The organism is Halolamina salifodinae (assembly GCF_017874235.1).
GTDB lineage: Archaea > Halobacteriota > Halobacteria > Halobacteriales > Haloferacaceae > Halolamina > Halolamina salifodinae.
Map to the genome: position 1 here is coordinate 112,209 of NZ_JAGGLC010000002.1, position 19,209 is coordinate 131,417.

Below are 19,209 nucleotides of genomic sequence, written 5' to 3' on the forward strand. Positions count from 1 at the left end.
TCTATGGACGAGCCAGCAACTCTGTCCGTCCTCACCAAGCGAGCCGACTTCATTGCAGAACTGTCTCGGCGTCCGCTCGAGAAACGAGAGATGGTGGATGTCCTCGGTTACTCCCGTGCGACTGTCAACCGAGCAATTCGGGACTTGGAGGAGGCTCGGCTGGTCAAGCCTGTGGATGGAGGCTACGAACCGACACTTGCCGCGACAGAAGCAGTACAGACGTACGAGACGTTCCTCGAGCGGGAGGGATATATCCTCGACTCTTCCGATGTTGTCCATCCGCTGAACCACTCCGAAGAGTTACCTTCGGAGGCTCTTGTTGGGGCAGAGTTCTTCGCTGCCGGTGAGGGATGCACAGAATGGAACGCGTCTCGCCTCCGCGAGGAAATCGAGCAGGTCGAATCCGCACGCTTGCTTGTCTCATCCGAGGAAGGGCTGTTGCTTCTCGACAAGTGGCAAGACGCCTTGAAACCACAAGAGCAGGACGTGGAACTGTTCCTCGACGAGGAACTGTATGCCAGCATCCGGACTACTCGACAATCACTCACCTCGCTCGCTGCGGAGGGTGGAAAGGTCACAACGGTTGACTCTTCCGACTTTTTCGTCGCCCTTCTGGGTGACGGCGACGAGCAGGTAGTTTACGTCTTGGTCTACGACCCGGAGGTCGGGGAGTTCGGTGCCCTCAGAAACGAGACGGAAGCAGCGATTGACTGGGCCAGGGGGTTCCTCGACCGATTGGACGGAAGGTTCCAGAGAGTTGACGACGAACTGGAGACCGCATATCTGAACGACAGAGTCGATATCTCGAACGGGCAGGACGCTGTGGAGTCCGTTCCACAGGTCCTTGAGGGGGAGGGGTTCATCGCGCTCACCGAGCAGTATTTCGACTCACACGAGCCCAGAGCGTTAAACACCGCACTTCGAACTGGGCTGAGTCTTGCTGACGTTCGCGAAGGCCACGCTATCGAGCGCGTGACCGCGGACGGGGACTCACTGGCCGAGCAGATTCTGAGCACTCTTCGTCGCGGACGGGACTGTGCAGTTACCGGGGAACCGGGGAATGGGAAAAGCACACTCTGTAAGGTGGTGGCACACGAGTGGTACGACCGGGACCTCGGTGCCGTCATCTACCGTGAATCCGGGCGGGGTGCTCCCTTCGAGTCGCTTGCGAGCCTTCGAGGGTATCTCCGGCGGGTCGAACGGGACGTGCTCGTCGTCGTCGAGGACGCGATGCGTCCGGAGGCGAACAAGGTGTTCCGAATCGCCGAGGAGTTCGAAGGCTGGGACGGCGTTCACTTCCTCTTCGACGCCCGTGAGTCGGAGTGGAACGAGACGAGGAACCTTCCGGTAGACGCCAGCCTCAGGGAGTACCAGCAGGACATCGACGAGATACGGTTGGAGTCTCCAGATGGAGGAGAGTGTCAGGCGTTCATGGAGAAGTATCAGGGCACGACCGGCCGGGAGCTACAAACGACCGGCGAAGACCTCGTAGTCGAACTTGAAGGCGACGACGCCACCTCCGGGGGAATGTTCCTGCTAGCGCACACCGTCTGTCTCAGTGCTGACCCACTCGTTTCGGACGACTCTATCACTCCGACCAGACTCATCGAGGACGTTCAATCTCGGTTGAATGCGCTCGTGGACAAGGGCTCCAGACCGGTTCTCAGGGCGGCGATGCTCTCTCAGTTCCTGAACGTTACCGAGATGCCGCTCCACGAGGAGTTCTTCCACGCCGTATCGCTCGATGACTCCGAGGAGGTCGATGTCGTCGCTCCGTTGAAGGAGTATGGACTCGTCTTCGAGGAAAACGAGCGAGGGACGTTCCTATCCGTGCACAACCAATGGTCGAAACTGTTCGTCGAGGAGGCGCTTGAACTGCTCCCCGATTCGCCCGAGTTGTTCGGCGAGGCGGTGAACAGCGCCCTCCGTCTTGCAGCGGATGAATCGTTCCGAGAGGATGTAACGAGGCACGGTAGCCGCGGTTCACTCGCGCGGCGGTTGAAGGCTGATGCGACGAAGTGGGCGGACGATTTCGTACAGGGACTGTTCAGGGTTGGAGAGGAGATCCACTCCTTGGCGCCGTACTACGGCCGTTTCGACGACCCGACTTTCGAGATTCGGGAGAGCTGCTCTCCGGGAGTCGTTTACGACTGTGGATATCGGCGAGCCAAGATACTCGGACGCAGCGGCAAGATGGAGGAATCGTTAGACGAGTACCAGACGGTCATCGGAAGCATCTATCGGACGTGGAGCTCGGACCGATTCAGTGAGCAACTGGCGAACTGCATCGCGGGAGTCGGAATGGGGCTTCGGTATCAGGGGTGGTTCGATGCTGCGGAAGCACACGTTCGACACGCACTTCGAATCCACCAGGCACAGGACAATCGAGTGCGTGTCGGGGACTGCCTACTGTCTCTCGGGCAGATCGCGAACTATCGAAGCCAGTACGACGAGGCAGCACAGTACTACGGCGGGGCACGCGATGCCTTTGAGGAGACGGGTGCACGGGAAAAGCTCAGTAACGCCCTCGGGAATCTGGCTGTCAGTCACGCCGATAGAGGAAACTACGACGAGGCAGAGAACTACGCCAGGGAGAGCCTCGAGATTCGACGTGAAATCGGGTTCGACCTCGGAATCGCACAGTGTTACAACCTTCTCGCCAGAGCGGTGATCAGTCGTGGCGAGACACGGACGGGGCTGGAGTATCACCGCGACTCGCTTGCGATAGCGATGGATCTCGGAAATCCAGAGTGGAAGTGTACGGAACTCAGTAATCTCGGGAGAACCAGCCTCATGCTCGGTCATCTGGACGACGCAGAGAAGTACCTCCGCCGGGGGCTAGACGTGTTCGAGGACAGGGACGATGCAAACACGCGGTACAACCTCGCGAGAACGCTCCGGAGGAAGGGAAAGCGCAACGAGGCGAAAGAGCACGCCGAATCCGGGTTGAAGCGAGCGGAGACGGTCGAAGACCGGAGAGGGCAAGCTCGCTGTCGTCACGTACTCGGAGAAATCGCTCGAACAGGGGGCGACTACGAGGCTGCTCGCGAACAGTTCTCAGCGTCGATTGCCACGTTCCGTGAACTCGGCCTCCAAGGACCGGAGGTCTCCTCGCAAATCGCTCTCGGAAGACTGGAGGTCGACACTGGGAACCTCGATGCAGCACGAGATTCCGTCCAAGCGGTTCGAAAGAGACTCGAGACGGGTGATTCCTTCGACGAAGGGACGGAGGTTGCGTTGCTTCGGCTTCGGGCGGCTCTCGCCAGGGAAGCGGGAGAGACGAGCGAAGCGCGACGCCTGTTCGATGAGGCTGAAAAGACGGCAGCGGGCCTCGACGATAGTTACATGAAGGCGCAGGCACTCATCGATTCGGGACGCTTCGCTGCGAAACACCGAGACGAGACGAAAGCGGAGGAGAGCCTCCGAAGGGGTCTTCGTATCGCCTGCGAAATCGGCGCGGAACCGCTCGAACAGGAGGCTGCCGGGGCGCTGAACGCCATCGAAGAGGTCCCGGCTGGAGACTAGACGCTGGCGGTACCATCGGTGTCGTCACTCCACCCGCCGGATCCGGTCGGCGTCGACGGGCACGCCGGGCGAGTAGTGGACAAGCGGGTCGGTGTCGGGGCGCTCGAAGCCGTTTACGTCGAAGAGGTTCGTCGAGCGCAGGTCGAAATCCGTCTCGTAGAGGTCCCACGGCGGGTGGGCCACGTCGCCGTAGAAGAGATCCGGGTCGGCGATTTCGTCGCCAACGTCGCCTTCCGCGAGGTAGAACCGGTAGTTCTCGACGAGGAACCGGGCCAGCGATCCCTCCTCGGGCAGAAACCGATCACCTTCGGGGCCGTAAGTCGCATCGAAGTGGGCGTCAGCGACGCCCCGGTGGGCGCGATGGCTGGTGAACTCGACGGATCGCTCGTGGGGGCCGGTTTCGCCCGGCAGCGCGCCGAGACGGTCGATATCCATGTGGGCGCGGTAGTACGGTAGTTGGTAGAACTGCCGGGCGATGGCCACGCTGAGTCGGTCGGCGGCGTCGAGGTTGTAGAAGTAGATCCCCTCGCCGCCGTCGGGGCCCTCGACGTACGTCCGGAGGTTCACCTCGCCGAACGTCAGTCCTAGCGGTCGCGGAACGCCGCGTGGGCGGATGTCCTCCATCACGAAGGCGATGATGCCCAGCCAGCCGCTGCCGTCGTGGGTCCGCGGCGTGACGCCGGGTGGGAGGCGCTCCGCAATGACATCGGCGTCGACGGGCCAGTGGGCGAACAGCGCGTCCCGCCACCCCATCGAGATGTAGTGGCGCTCCATACCCTCCGTTGGATCTCCCGGGACTTCCCCGTGTTGGCCGTGGTGAGCCACGGCGCACGAGCGGGCACGGCTCTTCGGCCGTGTTCGCGGAGACTGTGCCGTGGCTCGACCGTCGTGACCGACGGCGCACGAGCGGGCACGGCTCTTCGGCCGTGCTCGCAGAGACTGTGCCGTGGCTCGACCGTCGTGACCGACGGCGCACGAGTGGGCACGGCTCTTCGGCCGTGTTCGCGGAGACTGTGCCGTGGCTCGCCCGTCGTGACTCAAACGGCTCTTTGTTGCTAGCCAATCTTTTACTGGTAACAGGTCACAGAGCAACGCATGCAACGGAAACGACTCCTCGTGGCTGTCGGGCTGGCCTGCCTGCTCGTACTCGCAGGCTGTACGGGCGGGGGCAACGGCGGCGACGGCGCCACACAGGCGTCGTTGGGCGGTGACGACCCCGAGTACGCCGAGGCGACCGGGACGCCCGCCGGCGACGAGGAATCGTCGGCGGCGGACGGCCGCATGCGGATCTACCGCGCCGAACTCTCGGTCCGGGTGAGTGAGTTCGACGCCAGTCGGTCGAACCTCACGAACGCCGCCCAGGGGTACGGCGGCTACGTCAGCGACTCCCAGATTCAGGCGAACGAGCGCAACAACGAGACGTACCGCGACGGGAAGTTCACCTACCGCGTGCCCGCCGAGAACTACTCCGCGTTCCTCGAGACGGTCCGCGCACAAGGGACAGTTACGCAGGAAAACGAGAACGTCCAGGACGTGACAGGCCAGCACGCTGATCTCCAGGCCCGACTGGAAAACCTCCGGGCCGAGCGCGACCGCCTCCGCGAGCTCTACGAGCAGGCCAACGACACCGAGGACGTGCTCGCAGTCCAGCGCGAACTCTCGGACGTACAGGGCGAGATCGAGCGCACTGAAGCCCGACTCGAGACGCTCGAGGACCGCGTCGCGTACGCCACCGTGACCGTCGAACTCCGGGAGGAGCGCCCCGACGTGGACTACGACAGAGACCACTGGTACGACACCGGGGTGATCGCGGCGTTCCTCCAGTCCGTCGACGGCGCCATCGTCGCGCTCCGGGCGCTGGTGATCGGCATCGCCTACGCGCTGCCGTATCTGATCGCGTTCGGCGTCCCGCTGGCGGCGCTGGGGCTGGTGTTCAAGCGGATCGTGATCGGTGGCGGCCTCCCGTCGATCCGCGGCGGTGGCGATGGCAGCGGTAATGGAAGTGGCAGCGGTGGTGGCGGTGCCAGCAGCGACGCCGGGGACGCCGGCGACGATGCCGCGGCGTCGAGCGACGCCGACAAGCGCGAACGGTAGCGCACGCTTCCGCTTGCCGAACGCTTTTTCGCCGCCGCGGGGAACCCCGTGGACGATGAGCGAGCTACCACTCGACGCGTACTACGACCTGACGCAGGTCGGCGCCGTCGCCGTCTCCCCGGACGGTGAGCGCGCGGCGTTCACGACCACCGAGTACGACCCCGACGCCGACGAGTCGGTGTCGTCGCTGTTCGTCGTCCCCACCGACGGCAGCCGCGACCCACACCGACTCACCCGGGTCGCCGGCGCCTCCGCGCCGACGTGGTCCCCCGACGGCGACCGACTGGCCTTCCTGGCCTCCCGCGACGAGGACAGCGACCTCCGGGTCGGCCGGGAGGAGGAAGACGAGGACGAAGCGGAGGAGGAAGCAAACGGCAACAACGGCGGCAATGGCGACGAGGAGCCCAAGTCACAGGTCTGGGCATTCGACCTCGCGATGGGTGGCGACGCCCGCCAGATCACCGACTTCGAGGAGGGCGTCCGCGAGTTCGACTGGGCGCCCGACGGCGAGCGGATCGTCGTCACCGCCCGCGACCCGACCGACACCGAGTCGGCGTACCTCGACGAGCGCCGCGAGGGCGGCCCCATCGAGACCGAGCGAACTCAGCACAAACTCGACGGCGCCGGCTACCTCGACACCGTCACCAGCTACCTGTTCGTCGTCGGCGAGGACGCGGTGCTCGGCGACGCGGCCGCAGATACAGACTCCGCCCGAAAGCTGGCGGACGCCTACGGCCGCGGCGCGTTCGAGGGCCTGAGCGGCCTCCAACCGGACTGGGGCGAGAGCGGCGACATCGCGTTCGTCTCCTACCGCGGTGAGGGTCCCGACAGCACCCTCGTGACGGACATCTTCACCGTCTCACCCGAGGGTGGCGAGGCGACCGCGATCACCGACGGCGATCTGAGCTGTAACAGCCCGACGTGGTCGCCCGACGGCGAGCGGCTGGCGTTCTCGGCCGGCGACGACACGAACTGGTGCATCCCGACCGAAGCGCGCGTCTGGGACGGCGAGGAGCACGTCTCGGTCACGGGTGACCTCGACCGCACGCTCGCGCGTGCCTCCAGTTTCGAGTGGGTCGACGACGAGACGTTCTACACGCTGGTCGGCGACGAGGCCCGGACGCGGGTCCTGCGGTGTGATGCTGCCGGGCCCGACTGGGAGCGCACGTTCGAGGCCCAGGGCGACGACCGCGCCGTTTCGGGCCTCTCCATCGGCGGCGAGACGGTGGCGCTGGGCCTCTCACACCCAAACGAGGGCCACGACCCGTACGCGCTCCCCGTCTCGGACCTCGACGCCGAGGAGGAACCGGACTCCCTGACTCGACTCGCCGAGGTCAACGACGACCTGACCGACGAGTACGAGATGCCCGAAGTCCGCCGTGTCACCTTCGAGAACGACGGCTGGGAGGTTTCCGGCGTGCTCTACCACCCGCCGGACTACGAGCCCGGCGAATCCGATCCGGCGCCGACGGTGTGTGCGATCCACGGCGGCCCCGTCTCCTACGACGAGCCAGTGTTCGACTTCAGCCACGCGGCGTTCACCTCGCGTGGCTATCTCGTCTTCCGTCCGAACTACCGCGGTGGCTCCTCGTTCGGCCGGAAGTTCTGCGAGACGCTCCACGGCCAGTGGGGAACCGTCGAAGCCAGCGACATCGCCGCCGGCATCGAGGAACTCGCCGACCGCGGCTGGACTGATCCCGACCGCGTGTTCGGCCACGGCTTCTCCTACGGCGGCATCGCACAGGGGTTCCTCGTCACGCAGTATCCCGACCTGTTCACTGCCGCGGCGCCCGAGCACGGCATCTATGACCTGCGCTCGGCGTACGGGACCGACGACTCCCACATCTGGATGGAGAACGAGTACGGCTACCCGTGGGAGAACCCGGACGCCATCGACGCGTCCTCGGCGATCACCGATATCGGCAACGTCGAGACGCCGCTGCTGGTCGCCGCCGGCGGCGCCGACTGGCGCTGCCCGCCGTCCCAGTCCGAACAGCTCTACGTCGCCGCCCAGCAGGCCGGCGCGGAGTGTCGGCTGGTCGTCTACGAGGACGAAAACCACAACGTCGGCGACCCCGACCGTGCGATCCACCGCTTGGAGGAGATCACGTCGTGGTACCGCCGCCACGATCCCGAGGTGACGGATCCGGACGCCGACGACCCGCACGGCCGCGAGAACGAGGACGCGCCGTAGCGCTCGCTCCTCCCAGCGGCGCCGCGCCGCGAACTCGTCCTCGCTGTGTTTGGTGTGAAGCGTCGACGAACCCGGCCAACAGCGTGACGAGCGTGAGCACCGAACGCATCGCCGACGACTGGGTCAACAGGGTCTGGCCGACGCCAGTAAGCCAGCGGTCGAGCGCATCCGGAAGCCACGGGATGCGGGCCATACCCGGACGCTAGGAGAGCACTGTCAAAACGTATCTATGGCCTTATCCGTCGCCTTCCTCGTCGATGATGACGACCTCGCCGTCCTCGACGCGGACGTTGATCAGCGTCTTGTAGTCAACGACGCCGTCGAGCTCGTTGTCGCCGGCTTTCTTGATCACCGTGAGCACGTCCGAGACCTCGGCGCCGATGTCTTCGAGGGCCTCGGTGATGGCCGAGAGCGTGCCGCCGGTCGAGAGCACGTCGTCGAGCACCAGCACCGTGTCGCCCTCCTCGACATCGTTGATGAACATCTCGGACTCGGAGTAGCCGGTCTGCTGGGAGAGCGAGACCTCACCAGCCAGCCCGTACTGGCGCTTGCGGATCACGACAATCGGCACGTCGCTCATCAGCGAGACGGCCGTCGAGATGTGGATCCCCATCGCGGCCGGGGTGACGATCTTGTCGACGTCCTCGAGTTCGACCTTCCGGCAGATCTTGATCACGATCTCGCGGAGGAGGCTCGGCTGCAGTGTGGGAATCCCGTCGCTGATGGGGTGAACGAAGTACTCGTACTCGCCTTTCTCGATGATCGGCGCTTCGAGGAGCGACCGGCGGAGTTGATCCATGTCGCCTGTTCCGGAGGTGGGAGGTAAAACGTGGCGGTCTGCACCGGGGGTGGGTCGGGGTTACACGATCACGGCGTGGGCTCGACGGTCGTCACCAGAACTCGGAGTGTTCTGGTTGGCGGACGAGAGCCAACGGCTCTCGTCAACGCGGAACAGAGTCCGCGACAGATCGCGCGCCGTCACCAGCAATCTTCGATTTCTGGTTGGCTAACGGGAGCTTTGCTCCCGTGAACGTGATCGGTATTACTCACTACCGAGCCGTCCCGTCTCGTCGTCGACGAGGCTGGGGTGGGTCCGCTGGCGCTCCCCGTGTTCCTCGGCGAAGTACTCCCGCATCGCCGCGCGGGACTCGGCCCGCCGGGCCGCGCGCTCGGTCTCGTCGATCTCTTCACAACCCGGGGGGACCTCGCGGTCGCGGTCGGTGAAGTAGCCCTCGGGCGCCACCCAGTCGTGGTAGAACGGCGTCTCGGAGTCGTGGATCAGCGTGATCGCCGTCTCGGCGCCGTCGCCGGCCGCGACGACCGCCTGGTGGTAGCGCTCAGCGAGTCGTCCCGCGGCGTAGAGGCCGTCGACACTGGTCCGCCCGTGCTCGTCGTCCTCGACGAACGCCTTGCTCCCAGCCGAGCGGATGTCGGGCGCGACCGGATCGAGGTAGTCCGTGTCGGACCACGAGGCGGCGACGACTCTGTCGGTGCGGATCGACTCGCCGTCCTCGGCGGTCGCGAGGAATCCGCCATCCTCACCGCTCTCGGCGTGCTCCAGACGGGTGACCTGGCCGTCCACGAGGTCGACACCGTTCCGGGTCGCCTGCGCGTGGAGCATATCCGCGAACAGACGGGGGTTGACGCCCGCGGGGAACCCCGGGAAGTTCTCGAGGTGGGCGTTCCGACGCAGGATCGACTCGCCGCCGTCGTACACCAGCGTGTCGAGGCCGGCGCGGGCGGTGTAGACCGCCGCGGTCAGGCCGGCGACCCCGCCGCCGACGATCAGGACTTCCCGGTGCTGTGGCTCGCCGTCGCTTCCGGTGTCGGTTGGTTCGGACATGCCCACCGAGAGAGCGGGTGCCGAGTTAGGAACTTCGGAGTTCCGGGAGGCCGTTCCGGGCGAGATAGAGCACGACGTTCGCGCCCACCAGCGCGTAGATGAGGTAGCCGTCGCTCAGAATCCCGGCACAGACCACCGCCCCGGCCAGCAGCACCGGCGGCGCCGAGAGGCTGCCGTCGCGGTCGTGGGTGATGGCGGCCCAGACCACCGTTGCGGCCGCGACGCCGCCCAGCAGCGGCTTCCCGAGGACGAACACGCTCGGCAGAAAGACCGCGAGCGCGGCGGCCGCGACGAGCCACTTGGTCATGGTTTCCACTGTCCCGACGTTCCGGGTTCGCGGAGGTAAGGGTTCCTACTGACCCCCGCGATGGCGAACAGAGGGTGCTTCCCGTCCCGGAGCGACACACCCCACGACCGCTTCACGCTCCGGGTCGTTCTCAGACCACGGGCTGGGTGATCGCTCGATGGTACTTGAAAAGCGGGTCGCAGGAGTGATGTGGTCGGCCGAATCAGTCGCCTCGGCCGGCTCACCGTGCCGGCGAGATCAGTCGCCCTGTCCGGCGGACCGTTGCCGGCCGAATCACTAGTCGTCGTCCACGTCGGTATCTTCTTCCAGCATGTCCGTGCGCTCGGCGGCGCGCTGGCGTGCGCGCTCGACGAACTCCTCGGGCAGGTCGTCGATCTCGCCGGCCTGCACGCCCCAGAGTTTGGCGTAGAGGCCGTCCTCCCTGATGAGTTCGTCGTGGTCGCCGCGCTCGACGATCTCGCCGTCCTCCAGCACGAGAATCGTGTCGGCGTCCCGCACCGTCGAGAGCCGATGGGCGATCACGAACGTCGTGCGGTTCTCGCTCAGGCGGTCGAGGCTCCGCTGGATCAGCATCTCCGTCTCGGTGTCGACGGCGCTGGTCGCCTCGTCGAGTACGAGGATTTCGGGGTCCTGCAGCATCGTTCGGGCGATGGAGAGTCGCTGCTGTTGCCCGCCCGAGAGCTTCACGCCACGCTCGCCGATCCGGGTGTCGTACCCTTTCGGCAGCGACTCGATGAACTCGTGGGCCTCGGCGGCCTTCGCGGCCTTGACGACTTCCCCGCGTTCGGCGTCGAAGCGGCCGTAGCGGATGTTCTCGGCGACGGTACCGTCGAACAGGAACGTCGACTGGGAGACGTAGCCGATGGTCGAGCGCAGGCTTTCGAGGGATAGCTGTCGCACGTCGACGCCGTCGATGCGGACTTCGCCGTCGATGGGGTCGTAGAGTCGCATCAGGAGTTTCAGCAGCGTCGACTTCCCGGCCCCCGTCGGGCCGACGAACGCGACCGTGTCGCCGGGGTCGGCCTCGAAACTCACGTCCTCGAGCACCAGTTCCTCGGGCGCGTCGTCCTCGACGCCCATGTAGCCGAAGTCGACGTGGTCGTACTCGACGCCGCCCTCGGGGTCCTCGAGTTCGACGGGATCCTCGGCCTCGGCGATCATCGAGGGGATGTCCATCAGGCCGAAGATGCGCTCGCTGGAGGCCTTGGCGTTCTCGTACTGGTCGATGATGTTCGATACCTGCGAGAGCGGCGTGACGAACCGCTGGGTCATGAACAGGAACGTGACGAACTCACCCGTCCGGAGGTCGCCAGTGAGCATCCACGGCGCCTCGCTCTGGAAGATCCAGAGGCCGCCGACGATGAACGTCACCGCGAAGGAGAGGCCCGCCAGCATCTCCATCCCCGGCCGGTAGACGTAGTTCAGGCGCAGCACCGCCATCGTGTCCCGAAAGTAGCGCCACGAGGCGTCCTCGACGCGCTCGGACTCGTAGCTCTCGGTGCCGCTGGTCTTGACTAGCTCGACGCCCGAGAGCGCGTTTTCGAGCCGGGTGTTGAGGTTGCCGACGCTGGCCCGGCGGTCGACGTACCGCGGCTCGACGGCCCGCATGAACCAGACCGTCAGCCCGAACAGCGCGGGCACGGCGACGAGCGTGATCAGCGCCAACTGGGCGTTCATCGAGAACAGGATGATCGCGATCCCGACGATCATCACCGTCAGCCGCACGGAGTTCTGGAGGCCGTTGTCCAGGAAGTTCTCCAGGTTGTTGGCGTCGTTGTTCAGCACGGACATGACCTCCCCCGTCTGCTTGTCGTCGAAAAAGGTCATGTCCAGCCGTTGCATCGTCGCGAAGCTGTCGGTCCGGACCGCGTGCATCACGCGGTGGGCGAAGTTGTTGGCGGAGACGCCGTAGATCCACGTGAACGCGCCGGTGACGACGAACGAGGCGACGATCAGCTCCGAGGAGAACCAGAACTGAGCCGTCTGCCCCTCGGGGATCCAGCCGTTGGGCACCAGCGGCAGGGTGTACGGCGACTCGTTGTTCAGCACGCTGTCGATGGCGACCCCCAGCACCAGCGGGGGGAGCAGGCTCGCCCCCCGGGCGATGATGTTGGCGATCATCCCGACGGCCATCCACTTCAGCCGGCCGGGGCCATACTCCGTGAACAGTCGGTAGAGCGGCCGTTCGACGCGCTCACGGTAGACATCGAAGACGCTCCCCTCTTCCGCACTCATTACGAAGCGAAACCCCGTCCCCCCGGAAGAAGGCATCGAAGCCGGGTGACACGTACCGGAAGGGGCTGCCGGTGTCGGCCGAGTCGGGGGGCTCAAGCCGCCGGAGCCACGTGGTGGGTCATGGACCGTCTCGTCGTCGACACAGTCGTCTATCGGCCGGCCGAGGAGGTGTTCACGTTCCTGCGAGAGTTCCCGGGCTACGCGAACTACTCCGAGTATCTCGAACGCGTCGACGAACTCGACGCCGAGGCCGGCGAGCAGGCGCGCTACGCGCTGCGGTTCTCGTGGTGGAAACTCGACTACACCGCGCGCTCGGTCGTGACTGCGGTCGACGAGGACGAGCGTATCGAGTGGGAACTTTTGGGCGACTTCGACGCCGGCGGGCGGTGGCTCGTGGCCGAGCGCGAGACCCCGGCAGGAGCTCCGGAGTGGGCCGAGACCGCGACGGCAGTGCGCTTCGAGGTGGAGTATGCCCCCGAGACGGCCCACTCCGGGCTGGTCGACCTGCCGCGGCTGGTGTCGCTCGACTGGGTGATCGAGAAAGCCAAGCCGCTCGTGGAGCGCGAGGCCCGGACCGTCGTCGAGCGCGCCGCCGCGGACCTCGAGGGGCGGGCACGGTCGGTCGATCTGACGGTCCGTACGGGCGCCGACGCGGCCGATTCGGCGTTCCCGCCCGAAGAGAAAGCATGATGGGGGGCGGCCGAGTGGTGTTCGACAAGTGAGCTTCCCGTGCGTGTGATCATCGTCGGCGCCGGTCAGGTCGGAGAGAGCATCGCGGCCGACCTGAGCGACGCCCACGACGTCGTGATCGTCGAGCAGGACCCGGATCGTGTCGAGGAGATCAACTACAACCTCGACGTGCTGGCCGTCGAGGGCGACGGCACCAGCGTCTCGACGCTGGAGGAGGCCGACGTGGCCGACGCTGACATGGTGATCGCCTCGACCGACGACGACGAGACCAACATCGTCGTCTGTTCGACGGCCAAGGCCGTCTCGGACGCGTTCACCATCGCCCGCGTCAAGAACACGGAGTATCTCCGGACCTGGCGCCGCTCGCGCTCGGCGTTCGGGATCGACTTCATGGTCTGTACCTACCTGCTGGCGGCGGAGTCCATCGTCCGCGTTGTTGGTCTCCCGGCCGCGCGCGACGCCGACACGTTCGCCGACGGCCGGGTGGAGATGGCGGAGTTCGACGTGGGTGAGGAGTCGCCGCTGGCCGGCCAGACCGTCGCCGAGGCCGACACGTACGACTCGCTGACGTTCGCCGCGGTCGTCCGTGGCGAGGAGATGCTGATCCCCACCGGGAGCACGGAACTCCGTGCGGACGACCGACTGATCGTCATCGGCACGCCCCGGAGCGTCCGCGCGTTCGCCGGCGACGTGGCGCCCGACGAGACGGCACTCTCCGGCGAGGTGGTGATCATCGGCGGCAGCGAGATCGGCTACCACGTCGCCCGGCTGTTGGCCGACCGCGGCGTCGACGCGCGCCTGCTCGAGCAGGATCCCGAGCGCGCGCGCCAGCTGGCCGAGGAGCTCCCCGAGACCATCGTGATGGAGACCGACGCGACCGATATCGAGTTCCTCGAGCGCGAGCACATCGGGGACGCCGAGGTGGTGGTCGCGGCGCTCGACTCCGACGAGAAGAACCTGCTGGCGTCGCTGCTCTCCGAGCGTGTCGGTACTGACCGCAGCGTCGCCGTGATCGACCAGTCGGAGTACGTCGACCTGTTCGAGGCGGTCGGCGTCGACGTGGGCGTCAATCCCCGAGAGGTCGTCGCCGAGGAGATCACCCGGTTTACCCGTGCCGGCGGCGCCGAGAACGTCGCGCTGGTCGAGAGCGGCCGCGCGGAGGTTCTGGAGATCGAGGTCTCGCCCGACAGCCCACTGGTGGGCGAACCGATCCGAGAGTCGATCCGGTCGCTGCCCGACGACGTGGTCATCGGCGCCATCACCCGCGGCGGGGAGTACATCGTCCCTCGTGGGGAGACAGTCATCGAGGCCGGCGACCACGTCGTGCTGTTCGCGGCTATCGAGCACGCCGAGACAGTGGCCTCCATGCTGTAGCGTCCCCGAAACAGTAGCTTGAAGCGCCGAACGGTTCTTCTCTCGGGCTACAGTGTCGATCCGTGTCGACTACCGTGCCAGTCTGAGCCTCGTCGGCACCGTTCTCAAGTACCTCACGGTACCGCTCTGTCTCCCGGTAGCGGTCGCCCTGAGCTACGGAGAGACGGTCGCGCCGTTCCTGCTCACCGTCGCCCTCACCCTGCTGGTCGGTGCGGGACTGGAACGGCTCGCACCAGAACCCGATATCGGCGCCCGCGAGGGGTTTCTGATGGTCGCGACGACGTGGATCGCCGTCGCACTCGTCGGGACCGTCCCGTACTTAGTTGAGGCCCACGGCATCCCGCTCCTGCTAGAGCCGATCCACCCCGGGTCGACGCTCGGCAACCCCGCGAACGCGCTGTTCGAGTCGATGTCCGGCTTCACGACGACAGGTGCGACCGTGCTCGGCACGATCAACGTCACCGACCACACCCGCGGCGTGATGATCTGGCGCCAACTCACCCAGTGGCTCGGCGGGATGGGGATCGTCGTGCTCGCGGTCGCGATCCTGCCCGAACTCTCAGTCGGCGGCGCCCAGTTGATGGATGCCGAGGCGCCGGGGCCGGGGATCGAGAAACTCAGCCCCAAGATCGCCGAAACTGCCCGCGTGCTCTGGGGGGCGTACCTCGCGATCACCGTCGTCGAGATCCTGCTGCTCTACGGGCTGGATCTGGCCGGGATGGCCGGCGCCAACATGGACGCGTACAACGCCGTCGCCCACGGCCTGACGACGATGCCAACGGGCGGGTTCTCGCCGCAGGCCCGCAGTATCGAGGCGTTCTCCGCGGCGGTGCAGTGGGTGATCATCCCCTTCATGGTGATCGCGGGGACCAACTTCGCGCTCATCTGGCACGCGCTCTCGGGGTCGCCCGAAAAGCTCTGGCGCGACACCGAGTTCCGTGGCTACCTCGGCGCGATGGCGGTGCTGACCGCCATCATCACCGGCCTGCTGTTCACCGGCGGCTTCGCGACCGGCGTACCCGAGGGGGCGACGTTCGACGCTGCCTACCTCCAGCAGTACGCGGGGATGATCTCGGGCAACCTCGAACCGGCGATCCGCCACGCGCTGTTCCAGGCGGTCTCCATCGTGACGACCACCGGCTACGCAAGCATGGACTTCGACGTATTTGGGGCGCCGGCACAGTACGTCCTACTGTTCGGGATGTTCGTCGGCGGCTCTGCGGGGTCGACCGGTGGGAGCATCAAGGTCATCCGCTGGATCGTCGTGGCGAAGGCAGTCCGCCGCGAGCTGTTCACTACCGCCCACCCGGAGGCGATCCGGCCGGTCCGCCTCGGCGGGCGAACGATCGACGAGCGCGGTGTCAGAGGCATATTCACGTTCACGCTGCTGTACATCGCGATCTTCTTCCTCGGCGCGCTGGTGCTCTACCTCGACGTCGCCCGGGCGGGTATCGAGTTCACCGTGCTCGAGGTGATCTCCGGCACCGCCTCGACGCTCGGGAACGTCGGGCCGGCGTTCTACCGGCTCGGCCCGATGGGTAGCTACCTCAGGTTTCCGGACAGTTCGAAGCTGTTCATGGTGGTGCTGATGTGGGCCGGCCGCCTGGAGATCCTGCCGTTGCTGGTCTGTCTCACGCCGGAGTACTGGCGGCGCTGAACCGCAAAAGGGGCCGCTCGCTTACTCCTCGGCCGCGGCGTCGGCGTCCTCGACCGCCGCGTTGGGCGCGTTCAGCTTGAAGCGGTCGACCGCGTCATCGGCTTCGGACTTCTCGGCGTACCCCTCGCCGCCGTCGGCGACGATGTCGCCGTTGCGGTGGCGCAGGCGGAAGCGGTGTTCGCCGGCGTTGGCCTCGTACAGTTCGAACCGGAACTGGCTCTGCCGGAGCGACCGGAGTCGGGCGTCGAGGTCGCTCTCGTCGGCGCTCGCATCCTCGAGCACGTCGTCGAGCTCGGGGACCGGGAACCGCACGACAGTCCCGAGTAGGTTGCCCAGTGCGAACAGCCAGTAGCCACGGACCTCGTCGTCGGTTCGTGGGTCGCCGATGCGTGAACGGTACAGTTCGTGGAGCGTGCCGTCCCCCAATACTTTGGTAGGGAGTTTCAAGTATCTGTTACGTCTCCAGGAGGCATATAGCTCCGTACCGAATTCTCGAGCCGGCGTTCCAGCGGCTGAAAACGCCGTTTCTTGGCACCTAACCCGGTTCGAAACTCCGTATCATCCAGCGAAACCTTGATACGGTCCGGCCTCACCATAGGTACTACGCACATGGCATCAGATAGCACGGAACGGCACTTCGGCCTTACCCGCCGTAACTTGGTGAAGTCGCTCGGCATCACCGGTGTCGCGGGGCTGGCTGGCTGTATGGGCGGCAACGGAACGGAGACGGAAGAGGAGGCGGCCCGACCCGGCGGCACGACGACCCCCGCCGACCCCGAGAACGTTCAGGAGGGTGGCGAGCTTATCGCCTCCTTCGGTGCCGACGTGGCGCAGTTCGACCCCGCGAAAGCGGCCGACACCACGTCCACGAAGGCCTTTGGCCTGACCTACGAATCGCTGCTCTCGGTTGGGTTCGACGGCAGCATCAACAACGAGTTGGCTCATACGTTCGAGGAGGTCGACGACACGACGTTCCGCGCGGAGCTCCGCGAGGGAGTCATGTTCCACAACGGAGAGGAACTGACCGCGGAGGACGTTCAGGTGTCCTACGAGCGATACGAGGGCAAGACCAACGCTGCGGACGTGTACGACTGGTACGAGTCCTCGGAGATCATCGACGACTACACGATCGAGTTCTCGCTCAAGAACCCGTACGCCCCACTGCGGTTCAACATCGCAGGCATCCCCGTCATCCCGGCGGAGGTCGAGAACGGCGACCTGGACATCACCGAGAACCCGATCGGCACCGGTCCCTACGAGTTCGTCGAGCACCAGCCCGACGAGCTGTTCCGGATCGAACGCAACGTCGACTACTGGTTCGAGGGCGACGACAGCGTGCCGGCGACGCCACCGATCGAGACCGTCACCTATCGCATCATCGTGGAGCAGTCCGCCCAGCAGGCGTCCCTCGAGAGTGGGGACATCCACATCTCCAACGCGCCGCCGGCGGCCAGCATCAGTGACTTCGCGGAGAACGAGGACTTCACGGTCAACCGCCGTCTCGCGGGTGGCTACGACCTGATGTCCTACCCGCTCGAAGTCGAACCGTTCACGAACCAGAAGGTCCGCCGCGGCATCTCCCGACTCGTCCCGCGTGACGACATCGTCGAGTCGGTGTACGAGGGGCTCGGCGTCCCGGCCTACATGGCTATCTCGCAGATTTCGGCGGTGTACGACACCGAAGAGTGGAACGAACTCAACGACCGCCTCGCCGAGGAGTACCTCGGCTACGACCAAGAGCAGGCTGACACTCTGCTGGAGGAGGGGTTCAACGAGGCCGGCGTCGAACCGCCGTTCGAGACGAGCATCATCACGAACGAGAACCCCCAGCGTGTGCAGTGGGTTCAGCTCATCGCCGAGAGCCTCAACAACACCGACTACTTCGACGTCTCCGTCGAGCAGTTCGAGTGGAACACGTACGTCGGGAAGATCACCAGCGAAGCCACGGCGTCGACCAACGAGATCATCGCGGTCGGTTGGTCCGGTGGCTGGGACCCCGACGCGTACATCAACGAACTCGTCAACAGCGGCAACTGGACGCCGAACGGGTTCAACTTCAGTCACTACGAGAACGCCGAGGTCGACAGCCTCCTCCAGGAGGGGGCCTCGACGTACGAGCTCGAACAACGCGCGGAGATCTACACCAACCTCGTGGAGATCCTCGCGGAAGAAGCACCGATGACGTACATCCGGTTCGGTGAGGAGACGGACGTGTACGACAACACGGCCGTGACGGGCTTCCGGACGTATCCGATCAACGGTGACGAGTTCAAGGGTATCTACTCCCCGGCTGACGGTGGGTTCACCTACCTGAATCAGGAGTAACGACTCCCCTCCCCTCCATGTCTCTTCAACGATATTTCGTTAAGCGGCTGCTGGTGATGATACCAGTACTGTTCGGTGTATCGATACTGACGTTCTCGCTCACGAAGATGCTGCCCGGGTCCCCCGTGGACTACATCCTCCAGTTTCAGGAGACGACGCCGGGGCTCCGCGAACAGCTCGAAGCACAGTACAACCTCAACGAACCGGTGTACGTGCAGTACTGGCTCTGGCTCCGCGACGCGATGGTGCTCGACTTCGGCGATTCGCTCATCTCAGATCGGAGCGTTTCCGGGGCCATCTTGCGGCGGCTTCCGAAGACGCTGCTGTTGGGGGGCGGTGGGTTCCTGATCGCGGTCACCATCGGGATCCCACTGGGCGTCCTCGCGGCAGTCAACAACGGCAACACCATCGACGAGGCGAGCCGCGTCGGGGCGCTGCTGGGGATCGCGACGCCGAACTTCTGGCTCGGCCTGATGCTGCTGCTGGTGTTCAGCGTGCAGCTCGGGTGGTTCCGGGTCATCCCGCCGGACATGCCGACGCTCAGCTTACCGATGCTGAAGTTCGTCATCCTGCCGGCCATCACCCTCGGGACCGCCTCCTCGGCGCTCATCATGCGGCTGACCCGCTCCTCGATGGTCGAGGAACTGAACAAGGACTACGTCCGGACGGCCAAAGCGAAGGGACTCTCCGAACGGACAGTCATCGTCAAGCACGTACTGCGGAACTCGATGGTGTCGGTGGTCACGGTGGCGGCGATCCAGGTGGCGTTCATCGTCAACGGGTCGGTCGTCATCGAACAGGTGTTCTCGTGGCCCGGTGTGGGACGCATGCTGATTCAGGCCATCACCCAGCGGGACCTTCCGGTGCTGCAGGCGATCGTGCTAATGATCGCCGTCACCATCGTGTTCGTGAATCTGATCGCGGACCTACTCTACTCGTGGCTCGATCCACGTATCCGATACTGA

14 protein-coding genes are annotated in these 19,209 nt (G+C 65.5%); 8 read left to right on the plus strand and 6 right to left on the minus strand.

Annotated elements, in window-relative coordinates; all coding sequences use genetic code 11:
• The first annotated feature begins 3 nt into the window (after positions 1-3).
• The gene (locus J2753_RS05165) at positions 4-3,525 is read left to right on the plus strand and encodes a tetratricopeptide repeat protein (protein WP_209490863.1); all 3,522 of its coding nucleotides are present in this window, start codon (positions 4-6) and stop codon (positions 3,523-3,525) included.
• Positions 3,526-3,549: 24 nt separating this feature from the next.
• On the opposite strand, the gene J2753_RS05170 is transcribed toward J2753_RS05165, so the two are convergent.
• A complete protein-coding gene (locus J2753_RS05170) occupies positions 3,550-4,299 on the minus strand; it encodes a YqjF family protein (protein ID WP_209490864.1) in 750 nt (249 codons plus the stop codon).
• 321 nt (positions 4,300-4,620) lie between these two features.
• Here J2753_RS05170 and J2753_RS05175 point away from each other — a divergent pair, with 321 nt between their 5' ends.
• Both J2753_RS05175 and J2753_RS05180 read left to right on the plus strand, forming a co-directional pair.
• Positions 4,621-5,619 (plus strand): DUF4349 domain-containing protein, encoded by a 999-nt coding sequence (locus tag J2753_RS05175; RefSeq protein ID WP_209490865.1) that lies wholly within the window; start codon positions 4,621-4,623, stop codon positions 5,617-5,619.
• A gap of 55 nt (positions 5,620-5,674) precedes the next feature.
• On the plus strand, positions 5,675-7,813 hold the full coding sequence (locus J2753_RS05180) for an alpha/beta hydrolase family protein (protein WP_209490866.1): 2,139 nt from the start codon (positions 5,675-5,677) through the stop codon (positions 7,811-7,813).
• 235 nt (positions 7,814-8,048) lie between these two features.
• On the opposite strand, the gene hpt is transcribed toward J2753_RS05180, so the two are convergent.
• The 4 genes from hpt to J2753_RS05200 all read right to left on the minus strand — a co-directional run bounded on the left by hpt (position 8,049) and on the right by J2753_RS05200 (position 12,198).
• Positions 8,049-8,612, minus strand: coding sequence for a hypoxanthine/guanine phosphoribosyltransferase (hpt, locus tag J2753_RS05185; RefSeq protein ID WP_209490867.1), 564 nt, complete (start codon positions 8,610-8,612; stop codon positions 8,049-8,051).
• A 243-nt stretch (positions 8,613-8,855) separates the two neighbouring features.
• Positions 8,856-9,656 carry an NAD(P)/FAD-dependent oxidoreductase gene (locus J2753_RS05190; protein WP_209490868.1) on the minus strand — a complete coding sequence of 267 codons (801 nt, stop codon included), beginning with the start codon at positions 9,654-9,656 and terminating at the stop codon, positions 8,856-8,858.
• Between the two features lie 25 nt (positions 9,657-9,681).
• A complete protein-coding gene (locus J2753_RS05195; protein WP_209490869.1) occupies positions 9,682-9,963 on the minus strand; it encodes a hypothetical protein in 282 nt (93 codons plus the stop codon).
• A 276-nt stretch (positions 9,964-10,239) separates the two neighbouring features.
• Entirely contained in the window at positions 10,240-12,198 is a 1,959-nt protein-coding gene (locus J2753_RS05200) for an ABC transporter ATP-binding protein (protein WP_209490870.1), read from the minus strand.
• A gap of 120 nt (positions 12,199-12,318) precedes the next feature.
• Between J2753_RS05200 and J2753_RS05205 the strand changes: the two genes are divergently transcribed.
• The 3 genes from J2753_RS05205 to J2753_RS05215 are packed head-to-tail and all read left to right on the plus strand — an operon-like array spanning position 12,319 to position 15,919.
• Positions 12,319-12,888 (plus strand): SRPBCC family protein, encoded by a 570-nt coding sequence (locus tag J2753_RS05205; protein ID WP_209490871.1) that lies wholly within the window; start codon positions 12,319-12,321, stop codon positions 12,886-12,888.
• Between the two features lie 39 nt (positions 12,889-12,927).
• On the plus strand, positions 12,928-14,262 hold the full coding sequence (gene trkA, locus J2753_RS05210) for a Trk system potassium transporter TrkA (RefSeq protein WP_209490872.1): 1,335 nt from the start codon (positions 12,928-12,930) through the stop codon (positions 14,260-14,262).
• Between the two features lie 52 nt (positions 14,263-14,314).
• Positions 14,315-15,919, plus strand: a complete 1,605-nt coding sequence (locus J2753_RS05215) for a TrkH family potassium uptake protein (RefSeq protein WP_209490873.1) — start codon at positions 14,315-14,317, stop codon at positions 15,917-15,919.
• 21 nt (positions 15,920-15,940) lie between these two features.
• Here J2753_RS05215 and J2753_RS05220 read toward each other — a convergent pair whose 3' ends face one another.
• Positions 15,941-16,366, minus strand: coding sequence for a YegP family protein (locus tag J2753_RS05220; protein WP_209490874.1), 426 nt, complete (start codon positions 16,364-16,366; stop codon positions 15,941-15,943).
• A 213-nt stretch (positions 16,367-16,579) separates the two neighbouring features.
• Between J2753_RS05220 and J2753_RS05225 the strand changes: the two genes are divergently transcribed.
• Positions 16,580-18,244 (plus strand): ABC transporter substrate-binding protein, encoded by a 1,665-nt coding sequence (locus tag J2753_RS05225; protein WP_209490875.1) that lies wholly within the window; start codon positions 16,580-16,582, stop codon positions 18,242-18,244.
• Between the two features lie 17 nt (positions 18,245-18,261).
• The gene (locus tag J2753_RS05230) at positions 18,262-19,209 is read left to right on the plus strand and encodes an ABC transporter permease (RefSeq protein WP_209490876.1); all 948 of its coding nucleotides are present in this window, start codon (positions 18,262-18,264) and stop codon (positions 19,207-19,209) included.